Here is a 338-nt window from a genome sequence, read left to right as displayed (position 1 = left end):
TCAAGATTTCTAAAGTTAATGAGAATGGTGAGACTGTTGAAACAGAGCACAATAATGTCGCTGATGCTTTTGGTGATATTAATGATGGGATGTCAAATATTAACAACCGTATCGATGATGTCATCAACAAGGTCGATTCAGATGCTTTAAAGTGGAATGAGGATAAGAAAGCTTATGATGCTAACCGTGATGGTAAACCGAGTAAGATTACCGGTGTAGCTGATGGTGAAATTGCTGAAAGTTCGAAAGATGCCGTCAATGTTGGACAACTTTGGAAGACCAATGAACGTATCACGGGTGTCGAAAAAGATGTTAAGCATATTTCAAATAGAGTTGAT

Annotated in this window: 1 pseudogene; it reads left to right on the top strand. The window is 37.9% G+C overall.

Features of this window, described 5'->3' with window-relative positions:
* Positions 1 to 338 (top strand): annotated as a pseudogene (locus ACFINC_RS10855) (hypothetical protein); the annotation flags it as partial.

This window comes from Bartonella sp. AP58NXGY (genome assembly GCF_042195785.1).
Taxonomy (GTDB): Bacteria; Pseudomonadota; Alphaproteobacteria; order Rhizobiales; family Rhizobiaceae; genus Bartonella.
This window is presented reverse-complemented; position numbering and strand designations above follow the sequence as displayed.